General features: G+C 38.7%; 11 protein-coding genes and 1 pseudogene. 9 read left to right on the forward strand and 3 right to left on the reverse strand.

Annotation, left to right across the window (positions count from 1 at the left end):
• Positions 1 to 612: 612 nt before the first annotated feature.
• Both ACLTD4_RS15295 and ACLTD4_RS15300 read right to left on the reverse strand, forming a co-directional pair.
• A complete protein-coding gene (locus ACLTD4_RS15295; protein ID WP_319638387.1) occupies positions 613 to 927 on the reverse strand; it encodes a tyrosine-type recombinase/integrase in 315 nt (104 codons plus the stop codon).
• A 344-nt stretch (positions 928 to 1,271) separates the two neighbouring features.
• Complete coding sequence (locus ACLTD4_RS15300) at positions 1,272 to 1,541, reverse strand: tyrosine-type recombinase/integrase (RefSeq protein WP_117635004.1); 270 nt, start codon at positions 1,539 to 1,541, stop codon at positions 1,272 to 1,274.
• 876 nt (positions 1,542 to 2,417) lie between these two features.
• Between ACLTD4_RS15300 and ACLTD4_RS15305 the strand changes: the two genes are divergently transcribed.
• The 7 genes and pseudogenes from ACLTD4_RS15305 (at position 2,418) to ACLTD4_RS15335 (ending at position 9,748) form a co-directional block, all read left to right on the forward strand.
• A complete protein-coding gene (locus ACLTD4_RS15305) occupies positions 2,418 to 3,575 on the forward strand; it encodes a TlpA family protein disulfide reductase (RefSeq protein ID WP_117635000.1) in 1,158 nt (385 codons plus the stop codon).
• Between the two features lie 82 nt (positions 3,576 to 3,657).
• Entirely contained in the window at positions 3,658 to 3,744 is an 87-nt protein-coding gene (locus ACLTD4_RS15310) for a CD1871A family CXXC motif-containing protein (RefSeq protein WP_333490840.1), read from the forward strand.
• Positions 3,744 to 4,586 (forward strand): 4Fe-4S binding protein, encoded by an 843-nt coding sequence (locus tag ACLTD4_RS15315; protein WP_118077283.1) that lies wholly within the window; start codon positions 3,744 to 3,746, stop codon positions 4,584 to 4,586. The genes ACLTD4_RS15310 and ACLTD4_RS15315 overlap by 1 nt, the downstream gene beginning before the upstream one ends.
• Before the next feature lie 78 nt (positions 4,587 to 4,664).
• Entirely contained in the window at positions 4,665 to 5,699 is a 1,035-nt protein-coding gene (locus tag ACLTD4_RS15320; RefSeq protein ID WP_117634085.1) for a hypothetical protein, read from the forward strand.
• A gap of 142 nt (positions 5,700 to 5,841) precedes the next feature.
• Positions 5,842 to 7,167: a phosphoadenosine phosphosulfate reductase gene (locus tag ACLTD4_RS15325; RefSeq protein ID WP_117634086.1), complete on the forward strand. Its 1,326-nt coding sequence runs from the start codon at positions 5,842 to 5,844 to the stop codon at positions 7,165 to 7,167.
• Positions 7,157 to 7,741, forward strand: coding sequence for an IbrB-like domain-containing protein (locus ACLTD4_RS15330; protein WP_118077281.1), 585 nt, complete (start codon positions 7,157 to 7,159; stop codon positions 7,739 to 7,741). Before ACLTD4_RS15325 ends, ACLTD4_RS15330 begins: the two co-directional genes overlap by 11 nt.
• A 703-nt stretch (positions 7,742 to 8,444) precedes the next feature.
• Positions 8,445 to 9,748: pseudogene (locus ACLTD4_RS15335) on the forward strand (Na+/H+ antiporter NhaC family protein).
• Positions 9,749 to 11,329: 1,581 nt separating this feature from the next.
• Here ACLTD4_RS15335 and ACLTD4_RS15340 read toward each other — a convergent pair.
• Positions 11,330 to 12,268: a LysR family transcriptional regulator gene (locus tag ACLTD4_RS15340; RefSeq protein ID WP_181988624.1), complete on the reverse strand. Its 939-nt coding sequence runs from the start codon at positions 12,266 to 12,268 to the stop codon at positions 11,330 to 11,332.
• 242 nt (positions 12,269 to 12,510) lie between these two features.
• On the opposite strand from ACLTD4_RS15340, the gene ACLTD4_RS15345 reads away from it, so the two are divergent.
• The gene (locus tag ACLTD4_RS15345) at positions 12,511 to 13,764 is read left to right on the forward strand and encodes a M20 family metallopeptidase (RefSeq protein ID WP_368272671.1); all 1,254 of its coding nucleotides are present in this window, start codon (positions 12,511 to 12,513) and stop codon (positions 13,762 to 13,764) included.
• A gap of 11 nt (positions 13,765 to 13,775) precedes the next feature.
• Complete coding sequence (locus ACLTD4_RS15350) at positions 13,776 to 15,161, forward strand: YfcC family protein (protein WP_117634090.1); 1,386 nt, start codon at positions 13,776 to 13,778, stop codon at positions 15,159 to 15,161.
• The last annotated feature ends 315 nt before the right edge of the window (positions 15,162 to 15,476 follow it).

Consider the following 15,476-nt stretch of genomic DNA (forward strand, 5'->3'; position numbering starts at 1 on the left):
CTTACGGGTGGTGAGTAAGTGCGCCCTATCCAAGAACTCGGATAGGGCGCATTATCCGAGATTTTCAATGATCCGAGGAAACTTGTGAATAGCCCCATTCTACAAGGCTTTCAAAGAAGTTTTCTCGGATAATTATTGCTGAAAAAATCACCGGTCATTTCGATAATTATCCGAGGTAATTGTTATGAAATGCTTGTATTCATTGGCTTTAGCTGATTTATCTCGGATAATGCGCCCTTGGTATAATCACACTAAAGGATTTGGACTGCGCCGAAAAAGACACTCCGCTTTTCTCCGAACTCCGTAACGCTCAGAAGGCTCAAAACAGGGCAGGCAGGGCAAACACATTACCCACATAGAATTAGCCTAAAAAACTCCTTGCCACACAAGGCTTTCAGAGGTCGAAACGGTTACTTTCTCTTTCGACTCGTAAAACCGAAAACACGATTTATGTTTCACTTGCCGAAAGCGTGTTTTTCGCTTATAATGCCTGTATCGTTCCTTTCTCATAACTGCTTTTCCATTCACCACAAATGAGCCGCAGTCACTATGTATTAGGTATCAGAAACTACCCTTTATATAGTAACTCTTATGAACAAATATCCGTCTTCATCAGTAGGACAATCTTTTTATATATTTATTGATATATTTGACAGTGTTTTTCCAAAGCGGTATTTCACGTTGTTTTCGGCCCTTTCCATATACTTTTAAATTGGCATGATTGATGGAGTCTGTTTTCTGGATATCAGTCAACTTTATTGCAAGTAATTCTGATACCCGTATGCCAGAATTATACAGAATCATAAGCTTCAGTTTATCTCTTGCACCAATGAATGTATTGGTATCACAAACAGTTATTAGAGAATCGAATTCTGCTCTAGTGAGAAAAACCATAGTTGGTTGCTTGTGCTTTTGAGCTGATAACATAAGTGCACGTTTTGTTATAGCACTATATTCGGGTTCCAGTTCCGAAACATAATGTATGAAAGATTTTATAGCATTGATTCTGTTATAATCGTAACAGGCTTATTGCATCTTACTTTTTCAAGATATTCGCAAAACCCTTGAAGATAACTGAGATCAAAATGCGCTATTTCTACTAAGGACATGCAGTTTAGCGTTGATATCTACTCCCTGCTTGTTCCATCTTCGAATAGCATTACATGCCATGGTATGCCGGAAATCGTATAGTCTGACATGAGGATATCCAGTTGGAGTCGCTTTGATACAAGGACGTATAAGTTTAAATGCATAAGCTAATGCGGATTCTGTTAAAGGAACGCCTTCCGTTGTATAAAAAACGCTTCGTAAGGCATCTTATAATCGAGTTTGTTACTAATCCGCTGCTTGTAAGATTGAAGTTTTGCAGAAACGGAATCATCAATAGGAATAATACGTTCCTTTGAAAACTTTGTTTTCTGTATATGAAGTAGCTGTTGTTCAAGATTTACATCTGCAATAGTAAGTTTTATTGGCTCGGATGGTCTCGATCTGGTTGACCATAGTAATCCGATAACTGTTTCAACTGTATAAGCACGTATTCCATCTGGAGAATAGTTTCTTTATATCATCCTTGCAAAAAAAATGGTACGGTTGAAATTGACAAGAACAAAAAGTAAATGAATTACAACAAATGAAAGAACGGGATTTTTCTTTTGTAAAAAAAGAATTTTGTAGACAAAGGTAATGTCGAAAGAAACGAGAAATTTTGTTAATTATTATCTTGATAAAAATTTTTATGGAGAAAAGGACCAAAACAGGCGTTTGATTTTGGATACAGATTCCAGATTAAAGACGTTCATAAATCTAATCATCCGCGGACAAGCAATGAAAAGTGGACAAATGTTTGGAAATTTAAAGTTTTACGAAAAAGAAGAGTATGGAAAGAAGCATAGAGTTATCTGTTTTGATAGTTTGTATGAAGAGAAAAATATGAACTAATCTCGGTGTTTTATTATCAGGTTTATAAACAAGCGAATGAGGTGTTTAAATATTACAAATTTTTTGAAACACATAATCAAGCTTATTAAAAAACTGGTATAAAAATATCGAGGAACTTTCTCTTTATGGCACGGAAGTGACAGCGAAATTTGGAGATAGATTTCTTACTTTATCCTGTTGTTCATATCATGTAAAGGATGGGCGATTCGGCGTTGTAATAAAAGGTGTAATTGATAAGTTTACACAAAATAGGTGTATTTAATTCATAAATATAAAAAACAAAAAGTAGCATAGCGCAAGCGATAATTGCCTAAAAAAGCGCGATGCAAGAGTTACTTGCTTGCCTTTTTCACTAAAATTGCCTATGGTTATTCAATGAAGTTTCTGATTTGTTTCTAGGAGGTAAAAAAACAGGTAGACGAAAAATCGGATTCATTCAAAAAAATTAACAAAAATAGAAAAGGAGAAAATGTAGTATGCAATTTTCAAAAAATGTAAAAATAACGATAGGAATTATGTGTCTGACCGGTGTGTGTGCGTTATCTTCACTGGTTGGATGCTCGGGCAACCATGGAACGAACAAGAAAACAGAAACAACGAATAAAGTGGCTAATGAAACAACCGGCGAAGTATTGAATGCAGGAATGATGAATCTTGAAGATGATATCTTTGGCAATGAAAGCTATGAACAGGATACCTATAAAACGGTAACAGGCGAAGAGGTTAAAAGTGATGATGAAAGAGTTGTATTTTATAATGCAACAGGATACATAACACCAGACGCATGGAAAGAAAAAGGTATTATGGCAAATTCGGACGGCACAGATTTAAATATTTCATTCTTTTCAACACTGTTTTTTGAAGAGATAAATGCAATGACAGAAGAAGAGGCTGCAAGTGTAACGCCAGAAGAATTTGAGGGTAGAGGCGTTTCCTTTGGAAAACTGTTTTACAGAGAAGGAAAGGGAGATGATACAGAAGCGAGTGAATATGGTAAAAAAAGTGGATTTGAAATTTGTGAGAGAGTCGGAACCTATGCTGGAAACACCTATTATATAGCTTACAGTAATGAAAAAACAAGAGAAGACTTCCCGGGATTAAAGGATGAAGAATATAAGGAATACGAAGAACTGACAGGTGAAATAAAAAATCTGAAAGAGCATATATTGGTGTTTAAACCTATGATGGACAGCATTGCAAAAGGATTTGCAAATTTTAAAGCAGAAGATTTAGAAGGAAATGAGATTACGCAAGATATTTTTAACCAGTATGATCTTACGATGATCAATGTTTGGGCGACCTGGTGCGGTTCTTGTTTAGCAGAAATGCCGGACTTGGTGAAACTTCATAACGGATTAAATGAAAACGTGAACATGATTTCGATCTGTATTGATGCAACAGAAAACAAAGAGACCGCACAAAAGATCATGAAAACGGAAAATGCGAAATTTACCACACTTATGGATAATGAGCAGCTTAAAGAAAGTATTTTAAACAACTTAGGCGCAGTTCCTACCAGTATTTTCGTTGACAAGGAAGGAAATGTGGTTGGTAAAATGGTTGAAGGCGCAAGAAGCCTTGAAGAATATGAATCAATCATTGAAGATAAGCTGACGGAATTACAGAACCAGTAGAACATAGTTGGAATATTGGAGAAGATATATGCGCAAGAATAATTTTATCGGAAACGGGATTTTAGGTATATCCGTAATATTGATGGCAATCGGAATTTGTAGAAAGGAGCATCTAATCGTATTTAAGAAGGCAATAAATATTTGTTTAGAATGCATCGGAATTGGGTAATGAAAAAAAATAGACATTACATACAAATTTTTTCGGCATTTCTTTTTAATAGTTATCTTTTAGGATTTCGTGATAAAACAATTTTTAAAGGAAAAACTAAAATGGCGTGTGTGCCTATATTAAATTGTTATTCTTGCCCTAGTGCACTTGGAGCTTGCCCTATTGGGGCGCTCCAGGCCTCGCTGGGGGACATTAACAATAAAACTGCCTTTTACGTATTAGGGACGATTATGCTTTTTGGAATTTTGGTAGGAAGATTGATTTGTGGTTTTTTGTGTTTGTTTGGTTTTATTCAAGATTTATTATATAAGATTCCGACAAAAAAGATATCTATTTCTGCTTGGTTAGATAAAAAGTTGCGTTTTGTGAAATACATAATATTCATTTCGTTTGTTATTATATTTCCGATGGTGCTTACTAATAAGTATGGATTGGGAGCTCCGTACTTTTGCAAATTAATTTGTCCTGCTGGAATGTTGGAAGGTGGGATACCTTTGGTTTTGATGAGCAGCACATTAAAAGAAACGATTGGTTTTTTATATTATTGGAAGTTTTGCATACTGGTTTTTGTTGTAATAATATCAATCTTTATTTATCGTCCATTTTGTAAATATATATGTCCGTTAGGGGCACTATATGGATTGTTTAATCGTTTTAGTTTTTATAGAATGGAAATAGATAAAAATAAATGCATCGACTGTAAAGTATGTGAACGTAATTGCAGAATGCAGGTAAAGGTTCTTGAAAACATTAATTCAGCGGAATGCATTAGATGTATGGAATGTAAAAATATTTGTCCAAAGGGTGCAATAGAAACTAATTTTTTTGAGAAAAAATTATAATATTTTAGTTTATATCAATTTCTTCATTGATTTCAATAATTGTTATATTGATTTACATAGTAAGAGGAACATATAAAAATGAAAAAAATTAAATGGGTTGTGATTTTTACAATAAGTGTTATTTGTATATTGATTGGAATAGTCATGTTTAATCGCTTTCGGATATCTTTTGAAGAGTTAAATGAAATTGATAAAAAAATGTTGACTGAAATGGATATGTATTGCAAGAAAGAAATTGAGTCTGAGTTATGGCCTGGATATAAATTAAGTGATAAAACAATATTTGCTTATGATGGGATATTTGGTTCGGCGTACATAATAAATCCTTCTTCTGAGATTAAAAGTATGTTTGCAACAAAAATCATCTTACCAGAAGAATGCAACTTAAATGTTTACAGGTTAGCAAAATTCACACTGCAAGTATTTATCAAAAGATTAATGCCTGGTTCTTTCAATGTGATTGGTGAAAAAATAAAAATATTTGGAAATGAAGTTTACTACATAAAGTACGATGAATCCAATTTTGAAAAAGAATTTTCAAGTAAACATTTTATGCCATTTCTTGTACATGAAGCATTTCATTATTTTATGCAAAACGAATGGTCTGGAGGAAGTCGATTTTATGGAGAGTTAACCGAATCGGATATTTCACTTATTGAAAAAGAATATGTAATATTAGAAAATATTCGAATCGAGTTAAAAAAAGAAAAACCAAGCAGAGATGAATTATTGAATTACTCAAACGAGTTGATTGTCGTTAGGGAAGAACGAATTAAAAATAATCCTGAATATTTGGAAAAAGAATTAAGTATGGAAACTGATGAAGGCACAGCTGAATATGTTGGAATAAAAGCTGCTGAAATTGTAGGATACAATTATAATGTTATGTATTTTGATAGTGGAAAAGACATTCCTTTTGATGGAGTAATACCTGTTTTGAAAGCAGGTGCGTTGGAAAAAAGCTTTTTAGCAGATAGTATGCCTTATGAAACAGGAGCATTATTATGTTTGTTGTTAGAAGAATTAGAGATTCCAAATTGGCAGGAAAAACTAAATGAACAAACGGAAACAACACCGGTATTTCTATATGAAATTTTGAAAGAAAATATATAGTGCGAAAGAAAGGAAAAGTGAAAGAGGTTTTAAGATAGAATGATAGCGTCAGTCATGGTCTGGGAAAATTAGAAGGATATCCAACTGTCAAACAGATGCTATTGTAAATTTTTACTTGAAAGATAAGGAGTTTATTAGAGATATGAAAAAAGAATACATTGAGATGGATGTATTCGATGCGTTGCAGAAGAGATTTGCGTTTTTGTTTCAGGAATTTAAAAATATTTATATCTCATTCAGCGGCGGCAAGGATAGCGGTGTTCTTTTAAATTTGCTGCTGGATTACAGGAATAAGCATGCTTCAGATCGTGTGATTGGCATATTCCATCAGGATTTTGAGGCGCAGTATACCGTGACTACGGACTATATTACCCGCACTTTCAAGCGCCTGGAAAACAAATCAGGCATAGACCTTTACTGGGTCTGCCTTCCTATGGCAACACGGACAGCACTGAGTAGTTACGAAATGTATTGGTATCCTTGGGATGATACAAAACAGGATACATGGGTACGTCCAATACCAGAGTATCCCTATGTCATTAATCTGACGAAGCCTTTTGCCCACTATCGTTACAGGATGCATCAGGAAGATTTGGCAAAACAGTTTGGCCGATTCTACAAGGAGGAACATGGGAATGGCAGGACGGTCTGCCTGCTTGGTATGCGGGCGGATGAGTCTCTGCAGCGGTACAGCGGATTTGTCAATAAAAAACATGGGTATCAAAATGAGTGCTGGATTTCCAAGCAATTCAAAGACGTATGGTGTGCTTCACCTTTATACGACTGGTCAAACTCTGATGTATGGTGCGCGAATTACCGATTTGATTATGACTACAATCATTTATATGACCTATATTATAAGGCAGGATTAAAGATAGATCAGATGCGGGTGGCATCTCCCTTTAATGACTATTCCAAAGATGCTTTGAATCTGTATCGGGTTATCGATCCAGAAATATGGGTGAAACTGGTGGGGCGGGTGTGCGGAGCAAATTTTGGAGCTATTTATGGTAAGACAAAAGCGATGGGTTATCGCAGTATTACGTTACCAGAGGGTCATACCTGGAAATCATACACTCAATTTTTGCTGGATACGTTACCTGCCCGACTGCGGAATAATTATGTGAAAAAGTTTAACACCTCCATCCGGTTCTGGCACGATAGCGGAGGTGGATTGTCTGAGGAAACAATCCGAGAGCTTGTGGAACATGGGTACCACATTCGGAGAAATGGTATATCTAACTATACACTCAACAAAAATTCTCGTATTATTTTTCTTGGACCAATTCCTGATCATACCGATGATATTAAGAGCACGAAAGATATACCAAGTTGGAAACGGATGTGCTGCTGTATTTTGAAAAATGACCATACCTGTCGGTTTATGGGGTTTGGGCTTACGCGGCAGGAACAAAAACGTGTGGATATTATTAGACGTAAGTACGGAGGGATGATAGATGGTAAATAAGGAATTCAGAAGCCCGGTATACCATATCAGTGCGGTACCATTTGAAAACATTGTACCCAATACATATAACCCGAATAACGTGGCCCCACCGGAAATGAGGTTGTTGTACGATAGCATCAAAGAGGACGGTTATACTATGCCGATTGTTTGTTATTATGCAAAAGGCAGTGATAAGTATGTAATTGTAGATGGCTTTCATCGTTGGAGAGTGATGCGGGATTACCCGGATATTTATGAGCGAGAGAAGGGGATGATACCGGTTTCGGTAATCGATAAACCGTTATCTGACCGTATGGCCAGCACCATCCGGCATAACCGCGCCCGTGGAACGCATGATGTGGACTTAATGAGTAATATCATTAAGGAACTGCACGAGTTGGGGCGTTCGGATGCGTGGATTTCCAAACACCTGGGAATGGACCGGGATGAAATTTTAAGGCTCAAGCAAATTACTGGCCTGGCTGCGCTGTTCCGTGATGTGAAATTTGGTCAGGCATGGAGGCCTGGAGAAGATAGGGTTCCGGATGATGAGTCCTCTGATAGTTTGCAAAGAAAATCTATCAAGGATTGTTAAAGAGGAAAATTTTTAGGTAATTGATTAAAAAATAGGAATAAGAAAAAGCCATCTAATTAAAATTCTTTAAAAACAGAGTCGATGAAAGTTTTTCTGTAATAAAAGATTTATAAGGCCTTTTACTATGCTCAAATAAGAACATAGTAGGAGGCCTTTATTATGGAAGGATAAATGTTGAATCTACCTAGTATAGTTCACTTTAATCATCTTTAGTTTCATCAGATCAAAGAGTACAATATCCCAATGATGTTGCGCCAGATAAGTAATAAGTTAGTTGGTATGAGTTATACTAGGATGTTCAAAAGGAAATGTCTTTCTACATTGATATTTTTTTGTTTTTTGTATTTTTTAATTTTATCAGATAATAATTATAAAAATGCACAAAATAAAACATTAAAATGCCAATTAATTGTTAAAAGTATATACCCTGTATTGAACATTTCCATTCGTAGATATAAAATTAAAATACAATATACAAGAAAGAGGGAAAGTATATGTTGAAAATTAGTTCAATATTCATGGGGGTGCAATATCAGGAGCGCATAGGAGAGCTTAGAGGCGCATGATATTTCACAAGGTATACAGTGCGTCTGCGTTCTTTTTCATAGGTCGGCGAAATCAGAAATCGGAAGAAGGGGAAGTAGGCTTTTATACTCTTGTTTAGTGTGTGTTGTAATTGAGAACGAAATAGGAGGTTATTGCAATGATTTTTACAAACCCTGTGGTAATTGCAGTTATTGTGTTGCTGGTTCTCTGTTTCCTGCGGGTGAACGTGCTGCTGGCCTTGATATGTGCCTCTGTAGTGGCTGGCCTGGTTTCAGGAATGGACATTGGAACCACTATGTCTACTTTCATCTCTGGCTGCGGTACTGCCCCGGAAACCGCTATTGCCTATGTGCTGTTGGGAGGTCTGGCTTCTGCAATCAGCTACACGGGTGTGTCCGATATTTTGGCGGTGAAGATTGCCAAATGGATCAGCGACAAACGGCTGGCTTTTATTTTCCTACTGGCTTTCTTTGCTTGTTTTTCCCAGAACCCTATTCCTGTCTATGTAGCTTTTATCCCAATCCTGATTCCTCCTCTGTTGCTCGTAATGAACAAGCTGAAGATCGACCGGCGGGCGGTGGCTTGCGCCCTGGGCTTCGGCCTGCGCGCACCTTATGTAACCATCCCTGCGGGTTTTGGAGCTTTGTATCACGGTATTTTGGCCACTAATATCACTCAGAATGGCATGGAGATCGGCGAATTGGATGTCTGGAAGTACACTTGGCCTCTGGGTTTGTCCATGCTGGCCGGTTTGGTCTTCGCTGTTTTGGTGTTATATCGCAAGCCTCGGGTATATAAGAACATTAAGGGAGTAGCGGCGGACCTGGATAGCGTGGACACCACTCTTACCTATAAGCATTGGATTGCTTTGCTGGCCGCCATTGCCACTATGCTCATCCAGCTATTTACTGGTTCCTTGCCTCTTGGGGCTATGGTTGGATTGAGCGTTATGTTTATCACCCAAGCCGTTAAGTGGTCCGACATGGACAAGATTTTGGATGGCGGCGTCAGCTGATGGGATTTATCGCCTTTGTCATGCTGGCCTCCAATGGTTTCAGCTTAGTGCTCAGCGAAAGTAATGCTGTGGCTGAACTGGTCAAGAGTTCCCTAGTATTCATTGACGGTAACAAGTTCCTGGGTGCTTTCGTGATGATGCTGGTGGGCCTAGTTATCGTTATGGGTACCGGCACCTCTTTCGGTACGGTGCCGGTTCTGTCTGTGCTATATGTGCCCCTGTGTTCCGAACTGGGCCTTAGCTTGGGAGCAACCCCCCTTTTGATCGCAGCAGCAGCCACCATAGGCGACACTGGTTCCCCGGTGTCCGACACTACTCTGGCACCCACAGCTGGACTGAATGCCGATGGCCAACACAACCACATATGGGATACTTGCGTGCCTACATTCATCGCATCGGATATCCCCATTTTTATCCTGGGATGCCTGTGTCCATTGTTCTTCTAAGGTACTAGGTGTACATACTTCCCCTTTTTCTTTATTGATCGGGCCGTCCTTTTTGATTTTTTTGTGCGCTCTATGGTAGAATAGATTGGTTGATCGATGGTGTCCTATCACCGTGGCGCGCTGTTTTGGAGCAAACGGTTTTCCGCTAAATATGCTTACCTGATTTTAAAGAGAGTGCTTGGTACACCGCTGGTTGTCGGACAGTAAAGCTTTCGAAATCGTATATTTGTAAACAGTATTAACGTTTGAGTAGTTTTCGAAGAGATGGGCTTATGAATTCATTCTTGTGTCAGGATCAAGCTTCAGCTGATATCGGAAATATGAATTGAAAAAACTTTCTAATTTTCTAAGTGGCCGATTGAACAATGTTTTGATGAATGCAAGAGCAATCTAGAAAATTTTTTGTTTTTATTTGGTTGGGGAGGGGGCATATGCTGTTTGTAATGATAAGCTATCTGTTTGTCACTCAGATACGGAAAATCTGTAAAAATGCAATCCCATTGACAATACCGATGGTAATAAAACTAATGCATGGAATGATCGTATATACAGTAACTGATATGAAAAAAGTAAGTTATCATATACGCAGGAACCATAATGCATATCTATCACATCGAAAAGCCAAAATTTCAAAAAGTTCACTGTAGCACCAGGTTCTAATTTTAAATTCTTCTTACTTTGGCTAGATATTGTAAGGATTTGATGTAATTTAACGAAGCAATTTTCCACATACTCACACTAAAATCTTAGTTCTATTTTTTATGAAGTCCTTGTGAAAATATCAAAACCAATGGGTAATATGTTGCGCAATGCCTGGTCAAATCTAAACTTTTCAGAGGGAATAGATTTAGCCTGGCTGCTCCAAGGGAAAGGCTGGAGATAATACAAGTTGATGATTTGTAGTTTGGTATATATAAACGTCCTTCCACCATCCCAGAATCTCAAAAAAATAAATGCTGTCAACCACTATTTTCCCCAAATCTACTAAGGTTTCCTATCTCTAAAAGCCTACCACAAGATTTTACAGTACTTCACCATTTATTTCACATTTATCTGCATTAGGTTATATATTTAGTTTATTATCACGGTGATGCTTTTAAGTCCTGTGTTTATCTGGGAGTGCAGCTGGAATATTGAGGGAGTAAAAGCAAATTTTAACAATAACAGATTAAAACAGTCGAAAAATGAGATTGGTGTTCCCTGACATTTGTTGGATGTATCAGACCGTTGCCCCATGGGGATCCACAGTTCCCGTACTGATCTTCTGCAAATATTGTTATCTACCGTAGTGTGATCGTGTAAGGTGGTTGACAGCATCCATTATGGAAAAGATTTGCTTCGCTATAACTGTATTTTCTTACATAGTAGATCCTCGAGGGTGAACTTTCGGATCTTGGTAAGCCGGTAATAATATCTTTTCAAAGAGATGTCATACTGTCCGCACCATGGCTGATTTGTCAGTTCAGAGGCATCCTATTGTCAGATTATATTGGGCCAGTATTAAAGTTTTACCTGTTTATCAGGCTCCAAAGAAGAAAGAAGCATGAAATAGGTTCTTTTATAAGCAAACTTCAAAAACTATCATTTTGAATCCAAAGCCTCAATCTCCTTTCCGCGTATAGACAACAGCTGAATAAAGTAATGAATGTATTTAGGAAGCTCTCTGTGTTTCTTATATCCGACAAAAACTCGGCTGATTTCGTTTTTTCCATAGGTAAAAGCATAGTACTTCACGTTGCTAAGGTCTACCATAGACTTTTTATACTGTTCACGGTTGAACGCAAGTCCGTAGCCTTCATTAACTAGCCGGATCGCAGTCTCGAAATTACGTATCTCCATCTTATTGTAGGTGTAAAAATGCTGCTCCAAAAATACTTTGTCTATGTACTGTCTCAAGCTCTGCCTAGCTGTTGGAAGAATGAAAAATTCATCTTGGCAGAAATTTAGGTCCAGATAGCGGTAGTGGGAACCAGGCATCTCCACTGCCCGGGCATTCAGAGAGTGATCGGCTGGTATGGCGATCAGAGGACGGTCAACATAGAGAATTTTATTAATTAAATCTTCCCGCGGCTGTTCTGCATTATATAGAAGAAGCTGAATCTGATTGGACTTGAGAAATTCTTCTAAATCAGTTTTGACGCCTTCTTTTACATCGATCCTAATATTGGGATAGCTCATTTTAAAACGGGCCATGACTGTGGGGAGAAGAAGCGGTGCTCTCCGGAGTTGGACACCAATGTGCAACACCCCATCTACATGGTTTTTCAGATCACCTAAGCTAGCCTCAAATTCTTGCTGAAGTGATAACATTTGCTTAGCTTTATCCACATACAGTTTCCCGGCGGCAGTGGGAATAAATTGTTTTTCAACCCGGTCGAACAACTTAACTCCAAACATTTTTTCAAGATTATTAATATACAGGCTTAAAGCGGGTTGGGTGATAAACAGTTTTTCAGCGGCTTTCGTTATGTTTCCGCATTCTGCAATGGTGCAGATATAGAGTTGTTCCTTCAGGTGCATAACGCCTCCTTTCTGAAATTTATACAGCATTTAATTCTTAAAAAGATTAACTATAATCATTTTTATTATGATAAAACAAAATTGTAGTATACAAAATAGAAAGAGTGATTTCTTTGCGGAAAATTAACGTTATAGTTTCTATTTGTTTTACTAATTTCCCAAAATAAACAAATTGAATTATAATAATCTCAACTCAATTAATATTTTTGTTTATTAATCTAATGAATTTATGAGATTAATAAATGAAATTAGCAGAACAGCAGTTCCGAAAGCTAGCCGGCGGTTTAAGGAGGCTGAACATGAAGGGAGAGATATCTATGAAAGAACGTTTATACGGCTATATTGACAATATTGGAGAAGAAATGTTCAAAATGGCCGATCAGATTTTCGATCATCCGGAACTGGGACTTGAGGAGGTCAATGCATGTAAATGGCTAACCGACTGGCTGGAGAAAGATGGCTTCGAGGTGGAAAGAGGAATAGCTGGCGTGGAGACCTCCTTTAGGGCGATATATCGTCATGGGGAAGGAGGGCCTAATATCGGTTTGCTCTGCGAATATGACGCCCTGCCTCAGATTGGGCATGCATGTGGTCATCACATGCAAGGCCCCTGTATTCTTGCATCTGCAGCAGCGCTTCGTCATTCGGGGATTGAAGGGAATTATACGATTACGGTTTACGGTACGCCTGCGGAGGAGAGTGTAAGCGGCAAAATCATGATGATTAAGGGAGGATGTACATTCGAGGAGTTGGATGTAGCTCTGATGATGCACGGGGGAAATTACACGCAGACGGATGTCAAATCCTTGGCGTTGTCTAAATTCCGAGTGGAATATCAGGGAATCAGCGCCCATGCTGCGCTTAAACCAGAAGCAGGACGAAGCGCGTTAGATGCGATGATTCTGGCATTTCAGGGAATCGAGTTCTTAAGAGAACACGTAGATAGTGATGTCAAGATTCATTACACCATACTGAACAGCGGTGGCACCCCTGCCAATATCGTGCCAGCCAGCACTACCGCTAGCCTGTATGTGCGCTCTTATAGTCGAACCTATCTGGATACGGTCATTGAACGACTAAGCAAGGTTCTGAGAGGGGCAGCTATGATGACGGAGACAGAGGTGAGAATCATGCCAGAAAAGGAAGTAGATAATAAGATTCCAGCTATCCGCTTGAACCGTCTTATAATGGATGAGGCAGAACGGGTTGGAGCACCCCGCCTGGCGCCGCCTAGAGAGAATACTGGTTCAACCGATTTTGGAAATATTCTTCATCGAATTCCAGGTTCTTGTATCCGAGTGGCTTTTGTTCCAGATGGAGTTCCATCCCATTCACAGGGCTTTGTGGATGCGGGGAAAACGCCGGAGGCCCACAGCGCAATTATTTACGGGGCCAAAATTCTTAGTGGGACAGCGGCAGAGCTTATAATGAATCCGGAATTGCTGAAAGAGATAAAAGAGGAATTTAAACAGAGAGTTGTGGAGGAGAAAAAATAGGGGAGATAGAAATGGAGACTATAAAAAAGAAAAAGGCTTTTAAAATGCCGCATGGCTATGTTGTTATTTTTGCTATTTTGCTATTTGTTTCGTTTATGACGTATCTAATCCCAGCCGGCGAATATCTGCGCGAGACAAATACGGCTGGACAGGAAGTAGTTATTCCGGATTCATTTGGATTTATTGATAAGACGCCAGTACCGTTCTGGGAGATCCCAAACTATATTATGAAGTCATTCACAAAGCAGGCTGATATCATATTTGGCATTCTGATTGTTGGGGCAGGCCTAGAAGTTTTGCTGTCAACCGGCATGTTCCATGCATTCTGCAACCGGCTTTCCAAAGCCTGTTCAGGAAAGGAAAAATGGTTTATTCCTTTATTCCTGCTTCTTTTTGCTAGCATTGGAATCACACAGTCCACAAACAAGTTTATTGGTTTTACACCACTCGGTGTTATGCTGGCGGCCACGCTCGGATATGACGCAATTATGGGCGTGGCGATTGTGATGCTGGGAATTGGAATCGGCTTTAGTTCTGGTATTTTTGCAGCTACTACAGCCGTTGCTCAAGGGCTGGTAGGGCTGCCCGCTTATTCTGGAATTTCGATGCGTATTGTAGCCTTCATTGTTCTTTACATTATCACAGTATTTTATCTGATTTGTTATGGAGAAAGATGTAAGAAGGATCAGACTAAAAGTGCCATCTACGGAGTCCCTGACATTAAACAGTTTGATGTCAATGATATGGACACTAAAGTAGAAAAACGACATTATCTTGTGTTAATTGTATTCCTAGCCTCTTTCGCCGTACTGATATATGGATGTCTTAAATTTGGTTGGACCCTACAGCAAAATGCTATTATCTTTATGTGGATGGGAATTTTGAGCGGCCTAGTATACGGATTTTCGCCCAGCAAGATTGCCTCCGAATTTGTAAGAGGAGCTAAAGGAATGATATCCGCAGCGCTGATCGTGGGACTTGGTGCTGCTTGTACATTGATTATGGATGAAGCCAATATTCTAGATACTGTAGTAATGGGAATGACCTTAACCATGGATTACCTGCCCACTCTTTTGAAAGCTCCCGCTATGTTAATCATCAATATGGTAGCTAGTGTGTTTGTAACATCAGGTACAGGCCAGGCAGCGGTTGTTATGCCGATTCTTGCTCCAGTGGCGGATCTTTCGGATATCAGCAGGCAGATTCTCGTATTGTCTTACCGTCTCGGAGATGGAATATGCGGTTACGTACAACCGCACGGTGGTTCTCTGATGCCGTTCATCGCGGCCGCGGCAATTCCCTATGACAGGTGGATGAAGTTCTTTGGAAAACTGTGGGGGTTTTGGGTGGGGGCCGCCTGTTTGATTATGGTATTCTGTCAAATCATCGGATATTAGAAAAGGTGTTGTGAATATTTAATTGAAAACGGAAGCATCGTTTTACCGTAAAAAGTATTTTATGGCTGAAACGGTGCTTTTCCGATTCTTGGATTGTCAGACACGATCAGAACATTAAACAGAACACCAATTGTACAGAAACTTGCACAAATGTTTAGTGGCATTAGATAACTAAAGTTTACTGTAATTAATCATGAATTTTTGTATGAAAGTGCGCCTGCTCTCGCTCTATGATGGGGGCACTTTTCTGTGTAGGGTTCCAATATTTACTGATTTTAGATATGCCAAATAAGTCTCCACATGACCGATTATTTT

Source organism: Hungatella sp. (genome assembly GCF_046966825.1).

What these genes read in the sequence shown, in the direction of transcription:
- ACLTD4_RS15295 (WP_319638387.1), bottom strand. Translation starts at nt 927, where the DNA reads ATGTTATCAGCTCAAAAGCACAAGCAACCAACTATGGTTTTTCTCACT.
- ACLTD4_RS15305 (WP_117635000.1), top strand. Translation starts at nt 2,418, where the DNA reads ATGCAATTTTCAAAAAATGTAAAAATAACGATAGGAATTATGTGTCTG.
- ACLTD4_RS15310 (WP_333490840.1), top strand. Translation starts at nt 3,658, where the DNA reads ATGGCAATCGGAATTTGTAGAAAGGAGCATCTAATCGTATTTAAGAAG.
- ACLTD4_RS15315 (WP_118077283.1), top strand. Translation starts at nt 3,744, where the DNA reads ATGAAAAAAAATAGACATTACATACAAATTTTTTCGGCATTTCTTTTT.
- ACLTD4_RS15320 (WP_117634085.1), top strand. Translation starts at nt 4,665, where the DNA reads ATGAAAAAAATTAAATGGGTTGTGATTTTTACAATAAGTGTTATTTGT.
- ACLTD4_RS15325 (WP_117634086.1), top strand. Translation starts at nt 5,842, where the DNA reads ATGAAAAAAGAATACATTGAGATGGATGTATTCGATGCGTTGCAGAAG.
- ACLTD4_RS15330 (WP_118077281.1), top strand. Translation starts at nt 7,157, where the DNA reads ATGGTAAATAAGGAATTCAGAAGCCCGGTATACCATATCAGTGCGGTA.
- ACLTD4_RS15340 (WP_181988624.1), bottom strand. Translation starts at nt 12,268, where the DNA reads ATGCACCTGAAGGAACAACTCTATATCTGCACCATTGCAGAATGCGGA.
- ACLTD4_RS15345 (WP_368272671.1), top strand. Translation starts at nt 12,511, where the DNA reads ATGAAATTAGCAGAACAGCAGTTCCGAAAGCTAGCCGGCGGTTTAAGG.
- ACLTD4_RS15350 (WP_117634090.1), top strand. Translation starts at nt 13,776, where the DNA reads ATGGAGACTATAAAAAAGAAAAAGGCTTTTAAAATGCCGCATGGCTAT.